Origin of the sequence: Janibacter terrae NBRC 107853 (assembly GCF_001591405.1) — a bacterium.
Classification (GTDB): Bacteria; Actinomycetota; Actinomycetes; order Actinomycetales; family Dermatophilaceae; genus Janibacter; species Janibacter terrae.
Window position 1 is genome coordinate 596,391 of record NZ_BCUV01000006.1, and the last position, 17,259, is coordinate 613,649.

The following is a 17,259-nucleotide window of genomic DNA, read 5'->3' on the forward strand; positions in this document are numbered from 1 at the left end:
GAGTTGCGGCTCGTGAGCGGACTCCTCATCACCGGTACCTCCTCCGACGCGGGCAAGTCCCTCGTCGTGACGGGACTGTGCCGCGTCCTCGCCCGGCGGGGCGTGTCCGTCGCCCCGTACAAGGCGCAGAACATGTCCAACCACTCGATGGTCTGCCGCGACGGGTCCGAGATCGGCCGCGCCCAGTACCTGCAGGCGCAGGCCGCCGGGGTCGAGGCGACGTCGGCGATGAACCCGGTGCTGCTCAAGCCGGGCAGCGACCGGCGCGCCCACGTCGTCGTGCGGGGGCGGCCGGCGGGCGAGCTGCGCGCGGGTGAGTACGCCACCGGGCGGGGGCACCTGGCAGACGCCGCGTTCGCCGCGTACGAGGAGCTGGCCGCGGCGCACGACGTCATCGTCTGCGAGGGCGCGGGCTCCCCGGCCGAGGTCAACCTACGCGCGGGCGACTACGTCAACCTCGGTCTGGCCCAACGGTTCTCGCTGCCCACCGTGCTCGTCGGCGACATCGACCGTGGCGGCGTGCTCGCGGCCCTGTACGGGACGTGGGCGCTCGTCGCGGACGAGGACCGGCCGTTGCTGCGCGCCTACCTGATCAACAAGTTCCGCGGCGACGCGTCGGTCCTCGAGCCGGGGCTCGACGAGGTCACCCGCCGCACCGGGATGCCCTCCCTCGGGGTGCTGCCGTGGCTCACCGACGTGTGGCTCGACTCCGAGGACTCGCTGTCGATGGGCGCCTGGGGCGAGGCCGAGGACGACGTCCCGGCCGACCGCCGCCTGTCCGTGGCCGTCGTCCGACTGCCACGCACGTCCAACGGCACCGACGTCGACGCGCTGGCCGCCGAGCCGGGTGTCGACGTGCGCGTCACGGTGGACACGGACCACGTGCGAGAGGCCGACCTCGTCGTGCTGCCGGGCTCGCGGGCCACGGTGTCCGACCTCGCGTGGTTGCGCCGGTCCGGCTTGGCCGAGGTGGTGGTGGACCGCGCGCGCCGCGGTGCACCGGTCCTCGGGATCTGCGGCGGGTACCAGATGCTGCTCGACGAGGTCGTCGACGACGTCGAGTCCGACGACGACGACGACGAAGGGAGCGAATCCCCCTCTCCCCCAACGGTCCCCGGCCTCGGACTGCTCCCCGGACGCGTCGTCTTCCACCACGACAAGGTGCTCGCGAGACCGAGCGGGTCGTGGCGGGGCGTGCCGGTGGAGGGGTACGAGATCCACCACGGCGTCGTCGAGCCGACCGGCGGCGAGGACTTCCCCGGCGGCCACGCGGTGGGCCCGGTGCGTGGGTCGATCTGGCACGGGACGCTCGAGGGCGACGGCTTCCGGCGCGCCCTCCTGGCCGACGTCGCGCGGGCGAGCGGCGCGGCCTGGTCCGCGGAGGCGGGCGGGACCCCCTTCGCCTCACGGCGGGAGCGGATGATCGACACCCTCGCCGACGCCCTCGAGACCCACGTCAACATCGACGCCCTGCTCGCCCTGACGAAGGACTCCCGTTGAGCCCCAGCGCTGCCCGTCGCATCCACGTCATCGGCATCGGCGCCGGGTCCCCCGAGCACGTGACCGCCGAGGCCGCCGCCGCGCTGGGCGAGGTCGACGTCTTCCTCGTCGCCGACAAGGGTGGCGCCAAGGACGAGCTGGTCGCGGTGCGCCGCGCGATCTGCGAGCGCTACATCCCTGCCGACCACGCCTACGAGCTCGTCACCGTGCCCGACCCGCAGCGCGGACCCGACGCCGAGCGCGACCCCGCCGAGTACGCGCGAGGGGTGCGCGACTGGCACGCCGCGCGGACCGACGCGTACGTGCGGATCATCGAGGGGCTGCCGGAGGACGCGGTCGTGGGCTTCCTCGTGTGGGGAGACCCCGCCTTCTACGACAGCACGATCCGCGTGGTCGACGCGATCGGCGGGCGGATCCCGACGACGGTCCGGGTGCTGCCGGGGATCTCGGCGTTCCAGACCCTGGCCGCTGCGCACGGGATCGTGCTGCACCGCGTCGGCGAGCCGGTCCACGTCACGACCGGCCGGCGGCTCGTCGAGGACTGGGCACGTGCCGACGACGCGGGGCTGGAGCTCGGGACCGTCGTCGTCATGCTCGACGGGCACCTGCACTGCCGCGAGCTCGCGGCCACGCACCCGGACACCGTCATCCACTGGGGCGCCTACGTCGGCATGCCCCAGCAGGCGCTGCGGTCCGGGCGCCTGGCCGATGTCATCGACGAGATCGTCGAGCTGCGCGCGCGGCTGCGCGCGCAGCACGGCTGGGTCATGGACGTCTACGCGCTGACGCCCGCCTGAGGGTCACCGGGTGCGGGCCGCGGCGCGGCGGACGGCCAGGCCCTGCAGGACCATCGACGCCGCGAGGCAGGCGCCGACACCCTCGCCGGCACGCAGGCGCAGGTCGAGCAGCGGCTCGAGGCCGAGCTCGCGCAGCACGAGCGCGTGGGCACGCTCGCGGGAGACCTGGCCGGCGAGCAGGTAGGCCTGCACCGCCGGCTCGATGCGGCTCGCGACGACGCCCGGCAGGGACCCCGCGAGGCCGTCGAGGACGACCGGCGCACCGGCGGCCGCGGCTCCGAGCACGACCCCCGTGAGCAGCGCGATCTCCGGACCACCCACGGCCGCGAGGAGGCGAAGGGGGTCCGACTCCCCCTTCGTCCGGGCGAGTGCCGCCGCGACGACCTCGCGCTTGCGCGCGACCATGTCCGCGTCGGACCCCGAGCCGAGGCCGACCGCGTCCTGGGGCTCGAGGTCGAGGAGGGCGCAGGCCAGGGCGGCGGCGACGGTCGTGTTGCCGACGCCGACCTCGCCGAGGCAGACGAGACCCCCGCGCGAGGCCTCACGACCGATGCCGTGACCGGCAGCCACGAGGGCCTCGACGTCGGCCGGAGACATCGCGTCGGTGGTCGCCAGGTCGCCCCGCTCCCCCCTCGCACGCGCGGCGCGCGCGTCCGGGACAGGCTGCGCCACACCGGCGTCCACGGCGATGACGGCCAGACCGGCGCCCTTGGCCGTGGCCGCGCCCAGAGACGTCCCGGCCACCGTGGCGGACAGCACGTCCGCGGTCGTCGAGCCCGGGAAGGCACTGACCCCGAGCTCGGTCACGGGGTGGTCCGCGCCGGCGAGCACCAGCGTGCCACCGGTGATGTCCTGGGCGCCGACGGCCAGCACCCGGTTGAGCGTGCGGTCGAGGACACCGAGCGAGTCCGGGGGCGAGAGCAGCTCGTCGGCCGCGTCGGTGGCCCCGACGAGGCGCTCCGGCTCGGGTCCGCGCAGGTGCGAGACCGGCTGCTGCGGGGCCGACTCGTCAGCAGGCCAGCGGTCGCGCAGGACGACCTCCTCGAGAGGTGCCTTCCGCGACCACGCGGCGCGCTCGAGACCCGGCGACGGAGGCCGCTCGTCGGGCCAGCCGAGGCACAGCCACCCGAGCGTGACGACGTCCTCGGGCAGGCCGAGCAGGCCGGCGAGCTCGTCCGGGTCGAAGAGTGTTACCCAGCCCATCCCGAGCCCGTGGGCGCGGGCGGTGAGCCACATGTTCTCGATCGCCGCGGCGCAGGACCACAGGTCGGCGTCGGGGAAGGTCGCGCGCCCGAGCACCCCCACCGCGGGAGTGCGCCGGTCGCACGCGACGACGACGCCGACGGGCGCCTCGCGCAGGCCCTCCAGCTTGAGGTCGAGCATGCGCGCTGCGCGCTCCGAGGCCAGGTGCGCGGCCTGCTCGACCCGCGCCCGGTCAGCCAGCGCCGCGGCGCGGTCGCGGGTCGTGGGGTCGGTGACGACGAGGAACCGCCAGGGCTGGGAGTGGCCGACGCTCGGCGCGCGGTGGCCGGCCTCGAGCACCGCGGTGACGAGGTGCTCCGGCACGGCGTCGGGCCGGAACCGGCGGATGTCGCGCCTCCCGGCGACGACCGCGGCCAGGGCCTGCGTCACGGTCTCGCCCATCGCCCACCCGGCGGGGTCCTCGCGCCGCTGCGCGGCACTGCTGGCGTCGCCGATGGTCGGGACGGGCCGGGCGTAGCGGGGGGACTCCCCTGCGTCGCTCACTCGTCCTCCATGTCGCCCTCGACGTCGAGGTAGACCTGCTGCATCGCGGCCACGACCTGCGGGTCCGGCTCCTCCCACAGGCCGCGGTCGGCGGCCTCGGTGAGCTTCTCGACGATGCCGCGCAGGGCCCAGGGGTTGGCCCGGCGCATGAACTCCTGGTTGGTCTCGTCGAGGACGTAGTCCTGGGCGATGCGGTCGTACATCCAGTCGTGGACGACGCCGGCGGTCGCGTCGAAGCCGAAGAGGTAGTCGACCGTGGCCGCCAGCTCGAAGGCGCCCTTGTACCCGTGGCGCTGCATCGCCGAGATCCACCTGGGGTTGACCACGCGCGAGCGGAAGACGCGGTTGGTCTCCTCCTGCAGCGTCCGGGTGCGCACCGCGTCGGGCGAGGTCGAGTCGCCGACGTAGGCCTTCGGCTCGCTCCCGGTGAGCGCGCGCACGGTCGCGACCATGCCGCCGTGGTACTGGAAGTAGTCGTCGGAGTCGAGGATGTCGGACTCGCGGTTGTCGACGTTCTTCGCGGCGACCTGGATGCGGCGGTAGGTGCGCTCCATGTCCTCCGCAGCGGGCCGGCCGTCGAGGTCGCGGCCGTAGGCGTAGCCGCCCCAGGCCGTGTAGACCTGCGCGAGGTCGTCATCGCTGCGCCAGCTGCCGGACTCCACGACCTGCAGGATGCCCGCGCCGTAGGACCCGGGCTTGGAGCCGAAGATCCTCGTGCGGGAACGGCGCTCGTCACCGTGGTCGGCGAGGTCGGCGCTCGCGTGGGCGCGGACGTGGTTGTCCTCCTCGCGCTCGTCCAGGCCGGCGACGAGGGCGACCGCGTCGTCGATGAGCGCGATGACGTGCGGGAACGCGTCGCGGAAGAATCCCGAGATGCGCACGGTGACGTCGATCCGCGGGCGGCCGAGCTCGGCCAGCGGTATCGGCTCGAGGCCGACCACGCGGCGCGACTGCTCGTCCCACACCGGCGTGACGCCGAGCAGGGCGAGCACCTCGCCGATGTCGTCGCCGGAGGTGCGCATCGCGGAGGTGCCCCACATCGACAGCCCGACGGAGGTCGGCAGCTCGCCGGTCTCCTCGCGGTAGCGCTCGAGCAGGGAGTCGGCCATCGCGGTGCCGGTCTGGTAGGCCAGCCGCGACGGGATCGCCTTGGGGTCGACCGAGTAGAAGTTGCGCCCGGTCGGCAGCACGTTGACCAGGCCACGAAGGGGGGACCCGCTCGGCCCCGCGGGCACGTACCCGCCGTCGAGGGCGTGCAGGACCATCGGCAGCTCGCGCTCGGTCGCGGCGAGGCGCGGCACGACCTGGGTGGCGGCGAACTCGAGCACCGCGGCCACCCCGGCGGCCGCCTCCGCCGACAGGCCCGGCTCGAGCTCGGCGACCAGATCCGTTGCGGCGCGGGCCTGCCAGCCACGGGCGGCGAGCGCCTCGACGAGGCGACGGGCCCTCCCTTCGACCTCGTCGGTCTCGGTCGAGGAGGCGTCCTCGACGAGGCCGAGCGCGGCGCGCAGGCCGGGGACCGACCCGACCTGCCCGGAGAAGACCTGGGCGGCACGCAGGACGGCGAGCACGAGGTTGACCAGCTCCTCCCCCTGCGGTGCCTGGCCGAGCACGTGCAGGCCGTCGCGGATCTGCACGTCCTTGATCTCGCAGAGCCACCCGTCGACGTGCATGACGAGGTCGTCGAAGCCGTCTGCGTCGTCGAGGTCGACGTCCTCGAGACCGAGGTCGACGTGCATCTGCGCGGCGTGGATGAGCTGCCAGATCTCCCCGCGCAGGGCCGGCGCCTTGGCCGGGTCCATGACCGAGACGTTGCCGTACTCGTCGAGCAGCTGCTCGAGCCGGGCGATGTCGCCGTAGGACTCGGCGCGGGCCATCGGCGGGACGAGGTGGTCGACGATCGTCGCGTGGGCGCGGCGCTTGGCCTGCGTGCCCTCGCCGGGGTCGTTGACGAGGAAGGGGTAGACGAGCGGCAGGTCGCCGAGGGCCGCGTCGGTGCCGCACGACGCGGACATCGCGAGGTTCTTGCCGGAGAGCCACTCGAGGTTGCCGTGCTTGCCGACGTGGACGACCGCGTGCGCGCCGAACTCCTCCTCGATCCACCGGTAGGTCGCGAGGTAGTGGTGGGTCGGCGGCAGGTCGGGGTCGTGGTAGATCGCGATCGGGTTCTCCCCGAAGCCGCGCGGCGGCTGGACGAGCAGGGCGACATTGCCGCGGACGAGGGCCGCGGTGACGATCTCCTGGTCTCGAGGCTCCTCCGTCGCACCTCGACCCACGTCCCGGACGAAGACCTCGCCGGGCGCCTCGCCCCAGTGCTCGGTCATCGCCTCGCGCAGGTCGGCAGGGAAGGCGTCGAACCACTCCCGGTAGCGCGCGGCCGGGATGCGCACCTGCGCGCCCTCGACCTGCTCCTGGGTGAGCCACTCCTCGTCCTGCCCACCGGCGGCGATGAGCTCGTGGATGAGGGCATTGCCCGACGTCGTGTCGGCGGCCTCGCCCTCGACCGGAGGGAGCGGGTCCATCCCGACGAAGCCGTCACCGAGGTCGTAGCCTGCCTCGCGCATCGCGCGCAGCAGGCGGATCGTCGAGACCGGGGTGTCGAGGCCGACGGCATTGCCCAGGCGGGAGTGCTTCGTCGGGTAGGCCGAGAGGACGACGGCGATCTTGCGCTCGGCGACGGGCGTCGAGCGCAGGCGCGCGTGGTTGACCGCGATGCCGGCGACGCGGGCGGCGCGCTCGGGGTCGGCGACGTAGTGCGGCAGGCCCTCGTCGTCGAACTCCTTGAAGGAGAAGGCGACCGTGATGAGGCGGCCGTCGAACTCGGGGACGGCGACCTGGGTCGCGACGTCGAGCGGGCTCATGCCGTCGTCGGACTCCTCCCAGTCGGCGCGGCCCCAGGTGAGGCACAGACCCTGGAGGATCGGGATGTCGAGGGCGGCGAGCTTCTCCACGTCCCAAGCCTCGTCGTCCTCGCCGGCGCCGGCGGTGGCGGGCTTGGTGCCGCCGGCCGCGAGGACCGTCGTGACGAGCGCGTCGAGGGTGCCGAGGTGCTCGAGCAGACCGTCGGGGGCGTCGCGCAGCGAGGCGGAGTGGATGACGACGCCCTGGCCGCCGGCCGCGTCGATCGCGTCGGCGAGCGCGTGCGCGTAGTCGGTGTTGCCGGCGGCGTACTGGGCCCGGTAGATGAGGACGCCGACGCGGGGACGACGGGTGTCGCTGCCGGAGGTGTCGAGGGCGGCGGGCTCGTCGCGGTCGAGGACGCCCCACTGGGGCAGCGCCTGCGGCGCCTCGAAGCCCTCGCCGGTGAGCAGGAGGGTGTCGCCGAGGAAGGCGTGCAGCTGCGCGAGGTTGGCCGGTCCCCCTTCGGCCAGGTAGCGGTGGGCCTCCGCGGCGGTGCCGGGCGGGACCGTCGACAGCTCCATGAGCGCGGCGTCGGGCTCCTGGGTGCCGCCGAGGACGACGAGCGGGGCCCTGGCCGAGCGCAGGTCGGCGAAGCCCTCCCACAGCCCCTGCGGGGAGCCGAGGTAGCGCACGACGACGATGTCGGCACCGGCGACGCGCTCGGCGATCTGCTCGTCGGTGAGGCGGGCCGGGTTGCCGACGACGTAGTCGACGCCAGCGCTGCGCGCGCTCAGCAGGTCGGTGTCGGAGGTGGACAGCAGGGCGACGGTGGTCACGTCTGACTCCTTGGCGGGGGTCCGCGCCCCGCGGTCGAAGGGAGGGACTCGCACGGTCTCGTGCGAGCCGGCCGACAGGGCGTGTCTGACTCGCGAAGGGGGTTTCGCTCACAGTGGCGGGACCGTCCCGGACTTGCACCGGGTTCCGCGCTGCTCGGTTGCGGGCAGCCTACCGGGGGCCCGGAGTCGCGCGGCAGCGCTGTGAGTACACCGCCGCGTAGGCTGCCCTGCCGTGAGCACACCGACGCCCTCCCGCAGCGGGGCCGACCGCTGCCCGGGGCTGCTCACCCCCTTCGTCTCGGCGGACGGGGCGATGGTGCGCCTGCGGGTGCCGGGAGGCCGGGTGGACGCCGCCACCCTGCTCGAGATCTCTTCTCTCGCAGGCCGGTTCGGCAACCCCGACATCACGCTCACCTCACGCGGGAGCCTGCAGTTGCGCGGCCTGCCCGACCCGCTCCCTGGCGCGCTCATCACGGCGATCGACGACCTCGGGCTCGTCCCCTCCGGGCCGCACGACAAGGCGCGCAACATCGTCGCCGATCCACATGCCGGACTCGACGACCTCGTGACCGCCCTCGACGAGGGGCTGCTCGCGGACCCCGGGCTGGCGGAGCTGCCGGGGCGCTTCCTGCTCGCCGTCGCCGAGCCCGGCGGTGCTGTCCTCGGGGAGCCCTGGGACGTCGCGATCGTCACCTCCCCGCTGGCTGAGGTGCGAGGAACGAGCCTCGAAGCCACCATCCTCGCCGCTGACCGGGCGATCAGCGTCCCCCGCGACGAGGCCACGCGGGCTGCGCTCGACGTCGCCCGGCGCTTCCTCGCCGCCCGGACCGACACCCGCACGTGGAACCTGCGCGACCTGCCTGACGACGCCCGGGCCGACCTGCTGACGGGGGTCGCCCCCCTCGAGGTGGTGGCGGGCGACCCGCCGGCGCCGGGGCCGGCGGGAGACGACCTCGTGGCGCTCGTGCCGCTGGGGCTGCTGACTCCGGCGATGGTGGAGGGGCTTCGAGAGGTCGCCGGGTCTCGAGGGTCGTCGCAGGGCTCCTCACACCTCGACCAGCGGATCGTCGTCACGCCCTGGCGCTCGGTCGTCGTGCCGGGTGGGGCGGGGCGGGCCGAGGAGCTCGCGGCGGCCGGCTTCGCCACGGCCGCCGACTCCCCCTGGACCGTCCTCACCGCCTGCGCCGGAGCCCCCTCGTGCGGGCGGACGACGACCCGCACGCGCGACCTCGCCCGGGAGGCCGCCCCCTTCGTCGACGTCGCCGGACCGGATGTGCACGTCATCGGCTGCGAGCGCTCGTGCGGCCACCCCGCCCGCGCCCACGCGACCGCCCTCAACCCCACCAACGCAGCGGATGTCGTTGCGGCACAACACGAGAAGGCTTGATGAACCCCCTTCGCCAACCGCCTCGCCGGTACGACTACGTCACCGACGGGCAGGAGATCTACCGCCGCTCCTTCGGGATGATCCGCGACGAGGCCGACCTCAGCGGTCTGCCCGCCGACCTCCACGGTGCTGCCGTGCGGATCATCCACGCCGCTGGTGACGTCGGCATCACGAGCGAGATCGCCGGCCACCCCGAGGTCGCCGCTTCCGCCCACGCTGCGCTCGTCGCCGGGGCGCCGATCCTCACCGACAGCAACATGCTCGCGCAGGGCGTCACCCGCCGCCGCCTGCCCGCCGACAACGAGGTGGTCTGCACCCTGCGCGAGCCGCAGGTGCCCGACCTCGCCGCCCAGTGGGGCACGACCCGCGCGGCCGCCGCCGTCTCCCTCTGGGGCGAGCGGCTCGAGGGTGCCGTCGTCGCGATCGGCAATGCGCCGACCGCCCTCTTCCACCTGCTCGAGCTGCTCCACGACGGCGCCCCGCGTCCCGCCGCGATCATCGGGATGCCCGTCGGCTTCGTCGGGTCCGCGGAGTCCAAGGTCGCCCTCGCCGAGCACGACCTGCCCGGCGGCCCGGTCCCCTGGCTCGTCGTCCACGGCCGCCGCGGCGGGTCCGCGATGGCCGCTGCCGCGCTCAACGCCCTCGCCCACCGGGACGAGCTGGCATGAGCGGCGGCCGCTTCTACGGCGTCGGCATCGGCCCCGGCGACCCCGAGCTCATCACTCTCAAAGCCGCCCGGCTCATCCGTGACGCCGATGTCATCGCCTACCACGCGGGCACCGGCAAGCAGTCGCTCGCGCGCTCCATCGCCGCCGACCTCATCCCCGAGGGCGCCATCGAGGAAGAGCTGCGCTACCCGGTGACGACCGGCTTCACCGACCACCCTCGCGGCTACTACGGGGCCCTCGCCGACTTCTACGACGAGTGCTGCGACCGGCTCGAGACCCACCTTGCTGCCGGCCGCAGCGTCGTCGTCCTCGCCATCGGCGACCCGCTCTTCTTCGGCTCCTTCATGTACGTCCATGACCGGCTGAGTCCGCGCTACGCCACCGAGGTCGTCCCCGGGATCACCTCGCTGTCCGCCGCCACCGCCGCGGTCGCGACCGGCCTGTGCCGTCACGAGGACACCCTCACCGTCCTGCCCGGCACCTTGCCCGTACCCGAGCTGGCTCGGCGTCTCGCCGACACCGATGCGGCGATCATCATGAAGCTCGGCCGCACCTTCGCCGGTGTCCGCGAGGCCCTGCGCCAGGCAGGGATGCTCGAGCGTGCCGTCTACGTCGAGCGCGCGTCCTACCCGGGCGAGCTCGTCATGCCGGCTGCCGAAGTCGACGAGGGCCGGGTGCCCTACATGTCGCTCGTCGTCGTCCCCGGCGAGGGGCTGCGTGACGATGCCGCCGGGCGGGCCGCGGACTTCGCGCGGCTGACGGGTGGTACGGAGTCCCCTGATCTCGAGGGTCGGCCGCGGGCGGCCTCCCACCTCGATCAGCGGGAGGTGGGCACGGTGCACGTCGTCGGGCTGGGGCCGGGGCCGAACCACTGGCTCACGCCGCAGGCGAGCGAGGTGCTCGCCCGGGTCGACCACGTGGTCGGCTACGCGCCCTACATCGCGCGGGTGCCGCAGCGCGAGGGCCTGACCCGCCATGCCTCCGGCAACTCGGTCGAGCTCGACCGCGGGCGCCTGGCGCTCGACCTGGCCCGCGAGGGGGCGGACGTCGCACTCGTCTCGGGCGGTGACGCTGGCGTCTTCGGCATGGCGACGGCGCTCTTCGAGTCGCGCGAGGCGGCCCTGTCCGACGACCCCGGCTACGCCGACGTGCCGGTCGAGGTCGTGCCGGGCGTCACCGCAGCGCACGCGGCGAGCGCCCTCGTCGGCGCCGTCCTCGGCGGCGACCATGCCCTGGTCAACCTCAGCGACAACCTCAAGCCGTGGGAGGTCCTCGCGGCACGGCTGACCGCGCTGGCGACGAACGACATCTCGGTCGCCCTCTACAACCCGCGCTCCCGCTCGCGGCCGGACACCCTCGGAGCGGCCCTCGACCTGCTCGTCGACGCCGTCGGCCCGGACCGGGTCGTCGTCGTGGCCCGTCACGTGGGCCGCGACGAGGAGTCGTCGTGGGTGACGACGCTCGGCGAGCTCGACGTCGAGGCCGTCGACATGGGCTGTCTCGTCGTCATCGGCGCCTCGACGACCCGGGTCACCGACGACGGCCGGGTGTGGACGCCGCGCTCGGTCGGCTGACTCCCCGTGCACAAGAGGTCCCGCTGAGGGCGATCTGGGCGGTCAACGCCACGAGATGCACCAGGGCGACCTCTTGTGCTCACCCCCAGAAGGGCGGTGGCCCTGCCGGCGCGTCCTCGCGCGGTGACGGCAGCCGGGTGCCGTCTCCCCACCCCTTCGCCCACTCCGGCACCCGGCTCGGCGGCGGGTCGATGCCGAGCATCGGCCACAGCCGGTCGGTGTCGACGCCGCGGCCACGCTGGAGGAAGCGCATGCGCACCAGCGCTTGCGCGCTCACCTGGCCGTCGGTGACGAAGCGCTGCTCGAAGAAGACGCTGACGCGGTCCCACCCGGCGATCACGGTGTGCAGCTCGTAGGCCTGCAGCGGCTGCAGCGAGCTGCGGAAGGTCATTGTCTCCTGCATGACGACCGGCGCCACTCGCCGGCGCACCTGCGCCAGGCCCCACCCGGAGCGGATCGCCAGGTCGATGCGCCCGAGGTCGGCCATCGTGAAGTAGACGCCGTTGTTCATGTGCCACGCGAAGTCGATGTCGTTGGGCAGCACCCGCAGCGGCAGGACGGCGACCTCGCCGGGGGCGACCGGGCCGCGCCGCCTCGCGGTGGCGACGGTCCACAGGATGCGGGGGACGCGGTTCATCGGGGTCCTCGGTGGGTGTCCGGAGCAGGGCCGAGGCAGCCTAACCCGGGCGGGAACCGCTGCTAGCGTGCCAGCCGTGAGCGCCTCCACGATGCCCACCAGCCCTGACTGGGACCTCGTCCGCCGTGCCGAGGGCCCCCGCGCCCCGCTCGCCGACCGGGTCGCCAGCGAGCTCGAACGCGGCCGCCGCGACTACGCGCCGCCCGAGGTCGGCAGCGACGTCGTGAGCGACAAGGTGCGCCGCGTCCAGGAGGACGCCTACAACCGGGCCCGGCTCGAGCGGATCGCCGACGTCGTCCTGCCCGGCGAGGAGCTCGTCGAGGTGGGGTGCGGCGCCGGGTTCGTCGCCGCCCGCGCCCTGGCGGCCGGTGCCGCGTCGTACCGGGCCATGGACCTCGAGGCCAGCTGCGTGCGGCGCACCGGACGGCTGCTCGACGCGCTCGGCCACGAGGACCGGGCCCGCTCGATCGTCGAGAAGGACCTCTACACCCTCGAGCCCGGTGACCTCGACGACGCCTCGCTCGTCATCTGCTCCGAGGTGGTCGAGCACGTCCCCGACCCCGAGCTCGCTCTTGAGACCCTCGGCCGGGCGCTGCCCGAGGACGCCGACCTGCTCTTCACCGTGCCCCTGCTCGGCCGGCTCGAGCAGGTCTGGGGCCACCTGTCGATCTTCACCGCCGAGCGACTCCAGTCGATGCTCGAGCGGGCCGGGCTCGAGGCCCTGCATGTCGAGCCGCTCGCCGACCGCTGGGTCCTCGTCGTGGGCCACCCGGGCGGGTCGCAGCGGCGCACCGCCCGCGTCGAGCAGCTCCTCGCCGCCGGCAGCCGGCACCCCGAGGTCACGCGCGACGAGGCGCCGCCGGCCACCCCGCCGCAGCCCACGCGGTTCGACAACGTGCCGCTGGGCTCGCGCGACGTCTCCGCCGTGAGCTCCTCGCGGGCCGCCGTCGAGGTCACCCCACCGACCCCTGACGAAGGGAGCGCCGCCGCCACCGTCACCGCGGCGGGCTCGCCGCTCCCGTGGCGCCGAGCCACCGGAGGGCTCGCCATCTCCCTCGCCGACGTCGACCCGGTGCAGGGCGTGCGCCTCGAGCTCGAGGTCGACTCCCTCGCCGACGTCGCGGCGGTCACCGTCACCTTCCCCGGCGCCGCGTCGGGCCGCTCCGCCACGTGGACCTGGACGCCCTCGCGACGGGACGTGCAGAGCCACCGGCGGCGGACCTTCTCGCTGCGCCCGGGGCGGAGCATCACCCCCTTCGCCGCCCCGCGGAGCGCCGACCTCACCGGGGCGCGGCGCGTCGAGGTGACCCTCACCGTGCGCCCGGGGCGCACCGCCCACCTGGACCTCAGCCGCATCGCCTGGATCCGCTGACGGCTGTCGGTGGCACCTGCCACGCTGGGTCGATGGCGACGATCTACTGCACCGCGACGAGTCTGGACGGCTACATCGCCGACGACGAGGAGAGCCTGTCGTGGCTCTTCGCGACGCCGGCCCACGACAAGGACCCCGGCGGGAGGTACGGCGACGGCGACAGCCTCGACTTCGACCAGTTCCTCCCGACGGTCGGCGCGGTCGTGTGCGGTGCCAACACCTATGCGTGGGTCCACCGCGAGCTGACCCACGACGGGCAGGACTTCGCGTGGCCCTACGAGCAGCCGTCGTGGATCGTCACGCACCGCGACCTCGACCTGCCCGACGGCGTGCGGGCCCACGCGGGTGACGTGCGCGAGGTGCACGCGGCCGCGACGGAAGCGGCCGACGGCAAGGACGTGTGGATCGTCGGGGGCGGTGACCTCGCCGGGCAGTTCGCCGACGCGGGGCTGCTCGACAAGGTGTGGGTCCACCAGACGCCCGTCGTCCTGGGGGCGGGCGCTCCCCTGCTCCCCCGGCGGCTGCGGCTGCGGCGCGAGCGGGTCGAGCGCGACGGCCAGTTCACCGCGATGCTCTTCGAGGTCGTCGGCCCGGAGCCGCGGCGGGCGGGCGAGGTCGACGGCGCCGCCGAGGTCTACGCCGAGGGCTGAGCCGGGGCTACGGTCGAGGGGTGAACCCGCACCCCTTCGAGCACGAGGTCTCCTTCGCCGCGCCGGCCCGCGAGCAGCTGCTCGAGTTCGTCGACGAGCACCGGGCGGTGCTCGGCCGGTGCCTCGACGACCTGACCGAGGACGAGGCGCGACGCGGCCTCGTGCCCTCGCGCACGACCCTGCTCGGGCTGCTCAAGCACGTGACCTTCGTCGAGCGGGTGTGGTTCGACGAAGGGGTCCGCGGCCGCTCGCGCACCGAGATCGGGATCCCCGCGACCCCTGACGAGTCCTTCGAGCTGAGCCCGCACGACACCATCGCCTCGGTCCGGGCCGCGCACCGCCGGGCGTGCGAGGACAGCCGGGCGGCGATCGCCGGGCTCGACCTCGACGACGTGGTGACCGGCAACCGACGGGGGCCGCTCCCCCTTCGCTGGGTCCTGCTGCACGTGCTGCGCGAGCTCGCCCAGCACGCGGGCCACGCCGACATCCTGCGCGAGCAGATCCTCGCCTCCCGCCAGGGCTGACCCACCACTCAGCAAGAGAAACTGCCGCTTCGCAAGAGTTCGTAACTCCTGCGAAGTGGCGGTTTATCGGGTGACCCGAGAATCTTGGGACAAATGGGACGACGCGAGTGCCACCGCCACATCGGCGGGCGTGCGGGGCCAGCCGGCGGCGGAGGGGTCGATCCCCATCTCGCGCAGCAGCTGCACCGACCACGGCGGGCGCAGCCGGGCCGCCTCGACGAGCGCACCGTCGGTCAGTGCGTCGGTCACCTCGCCCTGGTGGACGACGTGGTCGACGACGAGCGCCACCTCGTCGGCCCAGCTCCACGCGAGGTCGACGTCGTGGGTCGACAGCACGACGGTCGTGCCGTGCGCCTCGAGCGCCGCGACAGCGGCGAGCATCTCCTCGACCCCGGCCGGGTCGAGCCCCGCCGTCGGCTCGTCGAGCAGCAGCACCCGGGGGTGCATCGCGAGCGCACCGGCCACCGCGACCCGCTTGCGCTGACCGAAGGAGAGCCGGTGCACCGGGCGCTCGGCGAGTGCCTCGAGCGAGAGCACCGCGAGCGCCTCGTCGACCCGGGCGGAGACCTCGGCCGCGGGCAGCCCCAGGTTGGTCGGCCCGTAGCCGATGTCGCTGCGCACGTCGGCGCTGAAGAGCTGGTCGTCCGGGTCCTGCAGGACCAGCTGCACCCGCTGCCGGTGGGCGGTGAGACCGCGTCGGGTGTGCCGCAGCACCTCGCCGCCGGAGACGACGGCCCCCTCGGCCGGCTCGTGGGCACCGGACAGCACGCGCAGCAGCGTCGTCTTGCCGGAGCCGTTGGCCCCGAGGATCGCGATGCGCCGGCCGGTGCCGATCGTCAGGCTGACGCAGTCGAGGACGCCCGGTGCGCCCGGGTAGCCCGCGTGCACCCCGCGCAGTGCGAGGACGGTGGCCGCGTCGTCGGGCGGGGTCCAGGAGCCGAGGCGGTGCGTCATGCCAGCCCCGCCCGCAGCGACAGCCCGGCGAGCCCGAGGACGAGGCCCCCGGCCGCCAGGACGAAGGGGGTCGACACGGACCGGGCAGGGACGAGCGGCACGGCGGCGACTCCCCCACGACCGGCCAGTCCGTCCTCGAGCCGGCGGGCCTTGTCCCACGCGGCGACGAGCACCGCGGCGCACAGCTGACCGACCGACCGTCGCGCGGCCCGACCGCTCGCGTAGCCCAACCGCCCGGCCTGCGCGGCACGGATCGCCGACGCGGCGTCGAGCAGGGCGAAGATCATCCGGTAGGTGACGGCGGCGATGTCGACCGCCACCTCCGGCACCCGCGCCCGGCGCAGCCCGGCGAGCAGGTCGACCATCGGGGTGGTCGCCGCCAGCAGGACCATCGCGCTCGTGGCCGCGAGCGCCCGGGCGGCGACGAGCACGGCCCGGGAGACACTCCCTTCGCCCACGCCGATCGGACCGAGGGACCACAGGTCACCGGGACCGAGGGTCACCGCGATCGTCACTGCTCCGATGCCGACGAAGACCGCCGGCCCGAGCATCGCCCGCAGCCAGACGCCGACCGGGACCCGGGCGAGGGCCGCGAGGCCGACGGCACACACCCCGACGAGGCCGGCGACGACCAGCGAGGTCGTCGTCGCGGCGACGAGGAGCAGGCCCAGGCAGAGGAGGGACTTCTCCAGCGTCGAGCGGGACCGCCACCGGGAGGACCACGCCGCGTCGTCGAGGGTGGGCCTCATGCGCTGGGGTCGACCGTCTCGGTCCGGGTGCGCCGTCCCTTGAGCCGACCGAAGACGTAGCCGAGCGCGAGACCGCCGAGGCCCGCCTGCAGGGCGAAGAGCCCGGACTCGATCTCGCCGCCGGCGGGGGGCATGAGCGGCTCGAACCACGGCTCGTGGCCGGCCTCCTCGAGCTGGGCGGTCGCGGCGGCGTCGGACCCGCCGAAGGCCTCCTCGTCGCCCGCTGCGGCCCGGCCGCCGAGGTAGAGCGCGACGACGAGGACGAGGACGATGGCGGCGACGACGAGCGCGACGCCGCGCCGACCGAGGGTCTGGGTGGACTCACGCACGAGCGGCCTCCGTGGTCTCGACGGTGTCGGCGGGCACGACCTGGAGGTCCTCCAGTTCGGGCCGCGCCCACGTGATGAGCGCGTTGAGGAGCAGCACGCCGACGAGCCCCTCGACGACGGCGAGCGGCACCTGGGTCACGGCGAAGATCCCGAGGAAGCGACCCCACGCCTCGACGAAACCGCCCTCGGGGTAGGCCAGGGCGAGCTGGGTGGCGGTCGTGACGTAGGTGGCGAGGTTGGCCATCGCGATGCCGACGAAGACCCGCACGACGAAGGGGGCCGCGGCCAGCAGCCGGAAGAGCCCGTAGCCGACCCAGGGCCCGACGACCGCCATGGAGACGACGTTGGCGCCGAGCGTCGTCAGCCCGCCATGGGCGAGCAGCAGCGCCTGGAAGAGCAGCACGATCGTGCCGAGCAGGGCCATGACCGGCGGACGGAAGATGATCGCGCCGACGCCGGTGCCCGTCGGGTGCGAGCTCGAGCCGGTGACCGACGGCAGCTTGATCGCCGACATGACGAAGGTGAAGGCGCCGGCGGCGCCGAGCAGCAGGCGGGCACTCGGGTTGTCCCGCACGATGCGGGCGGCACTGCGGGTGCCGTGGATGACGAAGGGAGCGGCGACAGCAGTCCACGCGGCGGCGTGGACCGGTGGCAGGAAGCCCTCGGCGATGTGCATCAGCGCACTCTCTCTCTGG

At 74.3% G+C, this 17,259-nt stretch carries 15 protein-coding genes and 1 riboswitch; of the genes, 8 read left to right on the forward strand and 7 right to left on the reverse strand.

The genetic code is table 11. From position 1 onward, the window contains the following. Window positions 1–12 precede the first annotated feature (12 nt). Both JT1_RS08185 and cobF read left to right on the forward strand, forming a co-directional pair. Window positions 13–1,500, forward strand: a complete 1,488-nt coding sequence (locus JT1_RS08185; protein ID WP_068325091.1) for a cobyric acid synthase — start codon at window positions 13–15, stop codon at window positions 1,498–1,500. Next, on the forward strand, window positions 1,497–2,297 hold the full coding sequence (gene cobF, locus JT1_RS08190) for a precorrin-6A synthase (deacetylating) (RefSeq protein WP_068325092.1): 801 nt from the start codon (window positions 1,497–1,499) through the stop codon (window positions 2,295–2,297). Before JT1_RS08185 ends, cobF begins: the two co-directional genes overlap by 4 nt. Before the next feature lie 3 nt (window positions 2,298–2,300). Here the strand turns inward: cobF and bluB are convergent, their stop codons facing one another. Both bluB and cobN read right to left on the reverse strand, forming a co-directional pair. After that, entirely contained in the window at window positions 2,301–4,043 is a 1,743-nt protein-coding gene (gene bluB, locus JT1_RS08195; RefSeq protein ID WP_068325093.1) for a 5,6-dimethylbenzimidazole synthase, read from the reverse strand. Further along, window positions 4,040–7,720, reverse strand: a complete 3,681-nt coding sequence (gene cobN, locus JT1_RS08200; protein WP_068325094.1) for a cobaltochelatase subunit CobN — start codon at window positions 7,718–7,720, stop codon at window positions 4,040–4,042. Before cobN ends, bluB begins: the two co-directional genes overlap by 4 nt. A 59-nt stretch (window positions 7,721–7,779) precedes the next feature. Continuing rightward, window positions 7,780–7,909: riboswitch (cobalamin riboswitch) on the reverse strand. 43 nt (window positions 7,910–7,952) lie between these two features. Between cobN and JT1_RS08205 the strand changes: the two genes are divergently transcribed. The 3 genes from JT1_RS08205 to JT1_RS08215 are packed head-to-tail and all read left to right on the forward strand — an operon-like array spanning window position 7,953 to window position 11,349. Further along, window positions 7,953–9,107, forward strand: a complete 1,155-nt coding sequence (locus JT1_RS08205; RefSeq protein ID WP_068325095.1) for a ferredoxin-like domain-containing protein — start codon at window positions 7,953–7,955, stop codon at window positions 9,105–9,107. Continuing rightward, window positions 9,107–9,775, forward strand: coding sequence for a precorrin-8X methylmutase (locus JT1_RS08210; protein ID WP_068325096.1), 669 nt, complete (start codon window positions 9,107–9,109; stop codon window positions 9,773–9,775). Before JT1_RS08205 ends, JT1_RS08210 begins: the two co-directional genes overlap by 1 nt. After that, complete coding sequence (locus JT1_RS08215) at window positions 9,772–11,349, forward strand: precorrin-2 C(20)-methyltransferase (RefSeq protein ID WP_068325097.1); 1,578 nt, start codon at window positions 9,772–9,774, stop codon at window positions 11,347–11,349. Before JT1_RS08210 ends, JT1_RS08215 begins: the two co-directional genes overlap by 4 nt. A gap of 79 nt (window positions 11,350–11,428) precedes the next feature. On the opposite strand, the gene JT1_RS08220 is transcribed toward JT1_RS08215, so the two are convergent. Then, on the reverse strand, window positions 11,429–11,986 hold the full coding sequence (locus JT1_RS08220) for an acyl-CoA thioesterase (protein ID WP_068325098.1): 558 nt from the start codon (window positions 11,984–11,986) through the stop codon (window positions 11,429–11,431). A gap of 76 nt (window positions 11,987–12,062) precedes the next feature. On the opposite strand from JT1_RS08220, the gene JT1_RS08225 reads away from it, so the two are divergent. The 3 genes from JT1_RS08225 to JT1_RS08235 all read left to right on the forward strand — a co-directional run bounded on the left by JT1_RS08225 (window position 12,063) and on the right by JT1_RS08235 (window position 14,532). Then, a complete protein-coding gene (locus JT1_RS08225) occupies window positions 12,063–13,358 on the forward strand; it encodes a class I SAM-dependent methyltransferase (RefSeq protein WP_068325099.1) in 1,296 nt (431 codons plus the stop codon). A 32-nt stretch (window positions 13,359–13,390) separates the two neighbouring features. Further along, a complete protein-coding gene (locus JT1_RS08230) occupies window positions 13,391–14,008 on the forward strand; it encodes a dihydrofolate reductase family protein (protein ID WP_068325100.1) in 618 nt (205 codons plus the stop codon). A 77-nt stretch (window positions 14,009–14,085) separates the two neighbouring features. Next, entirely contained in the window at window positions 14,086–14,532 is a 447-nt protein-coding gene (locus JT1_RS08235; protein ID WP_245634738.1) for a DinB family protein, read from the forward strand. Window positions 14,533–14,595: 63 nt separating this feature from the next. Here the strand turns inward: JT1_RS08235 and JT1_RS08240 are convergent, their stop codons facing one another. From JT1_RS08240 to JT1_RS08255, 4 genes are read right to left on the reverse strand one after another with little or no spacing between them, the layout of a single operon-like run. After that, on the reverse strand, window positions 14,596–15,486 hold the full coding sequence (locus JT1_RS08240) for an energy-coupling factor ABC transporter ATP-binding protein (protein WP_068325102.1): 891 nt from the start codon (window positions 15,484–15,486) through the stop codon (window positions 14,596–14,598). Further along, complete coding sequence (gene cbiQ / locus JT1_RS08245) at window positions 15,483–16,235, reverse strand: cobalt ECF transporter T component CbiQ (protein ID WP_068325103.1); 753 nt, start codon at window positions 16,233–16,235, stop codon at window positions 15,483–15,485. Before cbiQ ends, JT1_RS08240 begins: the two co-directional genes overlap by 4 nt. Beyond that, entirely contained in the window at window positions 16,232–16,564 is a 333-nt protein-coding gene (locus JT1_RS08250; protein ID WP_068325104.1) for an energy-coupling factor ABC transporter substrate-binding protein, read from the reverse strand. Before JT1_RS08250 ends, cbiQ begins: the two co-directional genes overlap by 4 nt. After that, the gene (locus JT1_RS08255; protein WP_068325105.1) at window positions 16,557–17,240 is read right to left on the reverse strand and encodes an energy-coupling factor ABC transporter permease; all 684 of its coding nucleotides are present in this window, start codon (window positions 17,238–17,240) and stop codon (window positions 16,557–16,559) included. Before JT1_RS08255 ends, JT1_RS08250 begins: the two co-directional genes overlap by 8 nt. Window positions 17,241–17,259 lie beyond the last annotated feature (19 nt).